General features: G+C 39.0%; 1 protein-coding gene. It reads right to left on the reverse strand.

Annotated elements, in window-relative coordinates; genetic code table 11:
* Positions 1 to 4,372 (reverse strand): T9SS type B sorting domain-containing protein (locus tag AC1EUU_RS15415; protein ID WP_480202340.1); only part of this gene is annotated, 4,372 nt, incomplete at both ends.

The following is a 4,372-nucleotide window of genomic DNA, read 5'->3' on the forward strand; positions in this document are numbered from 1 at the left end:
AAGCTGGTGCTCTTCCACCTTCATTAAACTCAATAACATAGAAGTACGTACCAACCGGCACTTTACTACCTTTATCAATGGTTCTACTACCGGTTGAGAAACCGTCCCACCATTGAATATTCGCTCTAGCTCTACCATTGTTTGCATAATCGTAAACCTGATTACCCCAACGGTCATAAATCTCTATAGTGAAATTACTAAAGTTTGATAAGGCAGGGATTACAAATAAATCATTGTCGCCATCTCCATTTGGAGAGAATCCATTAGGAACAATGGTACATGATGTAGGATCTAAATAATCTGGGAATGGGTCATTATCTGATGGGTCTGTACTATCACAATTATCATCAGCCCAATCGCCATTTCCATTGGTATCTTCTTCTGCTGTTAATATTCCATCTCCGTCATCATCTGTATCTCGATAATCAACTTCAACGTCACCTTGAACAATTCCTTGGTAATTAATATCTCCAGCTAGGTCTTGATCTCTATTTGGTAAGTCTGTAGCGGGGTCAGTTACAACAGATAATCCATTCGGGTCTGCATAATCACCAACAGAGCCATCATAAGCATCATCTAATCCATCACCATCTGAATCACCAATAGGATCTTCATCTGGTACACCATCTGCATTAAAATCATGTCCTTCAATACTGTCTAAAACACCATCTCCGTCCGAATCAGTATCTAAGTAATCTGGATCACCAGTTTCATCAGTATTAACATCATCTGCTTGAATACCATTATCAGCAGTGAAGTTAGCTTGCGTAACTCCAAAGTCATCATATGCATTATCAAGACCATCATTATCATCATCATTGCCGCTTGGTAAAACATAATCTGCCGTGGTTTGACCTTCTACATTATCTGGTATACCATCATCATCAGAATCCAAGTCTAAATGATCAGGTCTACCGTCGTCATCAGAATCTGTAGAAAAATCGCCTTCAGCTATGGTCATTATACCATCATTATCATCGTCGATATCTAAATAATCTGCGACAGCATCTCCATCTGTATTTCCACTACCTTCTTCCCCGGTAGGAATCCCATCATTATCATCATCATCGTCCAAATAATCTGGCGTACCATCATTATCTGTATCTTGAGGATTTGTAGGTTCTCCTTCGCTATCTGGATTTGGTCCTTCATCAATTGTAAGAATTCCATCTCCGTCATCATCATTATCTAAGTAGTTTGGTGTACCATTACTATCAGTATCTACATCTGCCAGTGCATTCCCAGTATCGGCGTCTTCAAAACGCGTACCTACACTATCACCATCATCATCTGCATCTCTATAATTTACGTCTTCAGTACCATCAGTGTCTGGCAAATCAGTTGCCGGATCGGTTATCGCCCCACTAGGATCTGAATAATCTCCAATGGCACTTGGATCTTCGTAAGCATCATCTAATCCGTCATTATCGGTGTCACCAATAGGAGATATATCTCTTAACCCATCTTGATTATTATCATAGCCTTCTACATCATCTGTAACCGTATCGCCATCACTATCAGTATCTAAATAGTCTGGTGTTGCATCTCCAAAAGTTGTTCCTCCATCTGTATTAACGGGTTGAATTCCATTTGTAGCCTCATACGCATTATCTAAACCATCGTTGTCATCGTCTGCACCAGTTGGAGCAATATAACCTGCCGTAGTTTGACTTTCAACATTATCTGGAATTCCGTCTCCATCTGAGTCTAAATCTAGATAGTTTACTCTTCCATCTGCATCAGGGTTTGAAGTTCCTTCAATACTTGTTAGGACACCATCTCCATCATCATCAATATCTAAATAGTTTGGTTGACCATCACCATCTAAATTAAGTGCATCTGAAGGGTTTCCATCTCCATTGGCATCAGCACCTTCGTTAGCAGTTGGTACACCGTCATTATCATCATCTGCGTCTAAGAAATTATTATTGCCATCATTATCAAAATCAGTAATTGTATAGTTCAATGTTGGATCAACCTCAGGATTTGTTTCAACTCCATCAAATAATCCATTAGCTCCTGATCCTGTTGTGGCGCCATCAATAAACCCGTCAGCATCTGTATCTAAGAAACTATGGCCCGCTTCATTTACATCAAATAAGCCATCTCCATCGGCATCTAGATCTAAGTGATTTGCATCACCATCTCCGTCGAGATCAAATGCAGTTTCAACAGCATTATTATCATCTCCAACAGAAATATTATTGTCATTATCGTCTAAATATGCTGGAACTCCATCTCCGTCTACATCAGCGAAAGGATCTATGCCGTCATATTCTTGGAGATCAGGAATACCATCATTATCATCATCTAGATCTAAATTATCTCCTACACCATCACCATCAAAATCGGTATCAACCGTTAATAAAGCAGGGTTAGAAACCTGATTCACATCACATGCAAAAGCGGGAGATGATAAAATAACTCTATATTGATAGCCATCATACGATAATGGTACTACTGTTAACGTTAACGATTCAGTATTCGTTCCACTATAAGTAGGGTTTGCACCTCCATTACTAATATTGTTCCAGTTTAAACCACCATCTGTACTTTCTTGCCATTGGTAGGTAATTGTGTTTTGTAAATCAGTATTAAAATTAGCATTTGCATTAATTACAATTACCTGATCTACCGGCTGCGTGGTTATTGGTTGAACTCCTATTCCAAATTCTTGGAAGTCGAATATTCCATTATTACCAATATCATTTGGTGTTGTATACCCTAAAGTAAGCCCTGGAGTGTTTACAACTCCATTTGGATCTACAGTTAAGCCTACGTCTAGGCCCAATCTTCCATTAGAATCAGTGTCTTCAGCCCCAAATCCTGCTTCTACCACGTCAAAACATCCATCAGTATCGGCATCCAATTCATTTGAATCTACGATGCCATCTGGAGTAGGAACTCCACCAACGGTAGATGAATCTGCAGTAGGAGTAGTTAATACTCCGCTATCAACTGCCGTTTCTAATAAATCAAATAGGCCATTTGCGCCCACTGTTGAGTTATCAGCTCCATCTATTCTACCATCATTATCTGCATCAAGAACATCAACGCCATTTATTTGACCTGATTCAACGATATCAAAAATTCCATCATTATCTGAGTCTAAATCTAAGCTATTAATGATTCCATCTCCATCAACATCGGCTGCAACACCTCCGGCATTTTCATCTGTATCTGGAATACCATCATTATCGTCATCAAGGTCTGTTACATCAGGAATTAAATCACCATCTGTATCTAACTGTACCGTTATTTCAACAGCATCTGATATTACTTGTGTATCACAAGCAAAATTATTTGTGCTCACCACAACCCTATAGAAATTACCATCGAAAGAAAGAGGTGCATTACTAATTATCAAGTTTGGTGTTTGTGTTCCGCTATAATTTGGATTCGCATCTGAAATATTCGCGTAGGGTCCTCCAATTCCGGCAGTACTTACTTGCCATTGATAGGTGTTCCCTGTAGCAACAACATCTATATTAATTATTCCTCCAACCAACACCGGAGCTGGTGTACTAGGCTGCGTGGTAATTGCTGTTGTTACGTCAAATTCTTGGAAATCGAAAACTCCATTTGTATCAATATCGTTAGGAGTCGTGTAACCATCTATTCCACTGGTTACTCTTCCTTGAGTGTCGGTTGCTGCTGGAGAAGTTCCCAATATTCCATCTGAATCTCCATCAGTAAAACCAGCTTCTGTAACATCATTACATAAATCATTATCCGCATCAAGTTCATAAGCATCAAGAACGGTATCTGTGTCAGAGTCTGGAAGAGGAAAACTTATTAAATCTCGTAATCCGCTATCAGGAAATGTTTCTAACCCATCAAATAAACCATTAACACCTACACTAATCAAGGTATCAATAACACCATCATCATCACTATCAAAAGTATCTGTACCTGCTTCAACAGTATCATAAATTCCGTCATTATCTGAGTCTAAATCTATATAATTAGGAACACCATCGGTATCCGTATCGGTAAATGTTTCATTTATATCTGGAATACCATCATTATCTGAATCTAAATCCAAGAAGTTTAATACTCCATCACCATCCGAATCAAATGGATTCGTAGATGGATTGCCATCACCATCAGTATTATCGCCCTCATCGGCAGTATTTATACCATCACCATCGTCATCTATGTCTAAGTAATCAAATACAGTATCGCCATCGGTGTCTTGCGTAGCTCCAGTATTAGGGTTTTGGTCACCGTCTGGATTTGGACCTTCAAAAATGGTATTTACTCCATCTCCGTCATCATCTTCATCTAAATAATCTAAGAAACCATCACCATCTGTATTGATAGGGTTTGTATTTGGATCACCATCACCCGCTGTATTATCAACCTCAAATTC

It is taken from the genome of Maritimimonas sp. 2205BS37-2 (assembly GCF_056591755.1).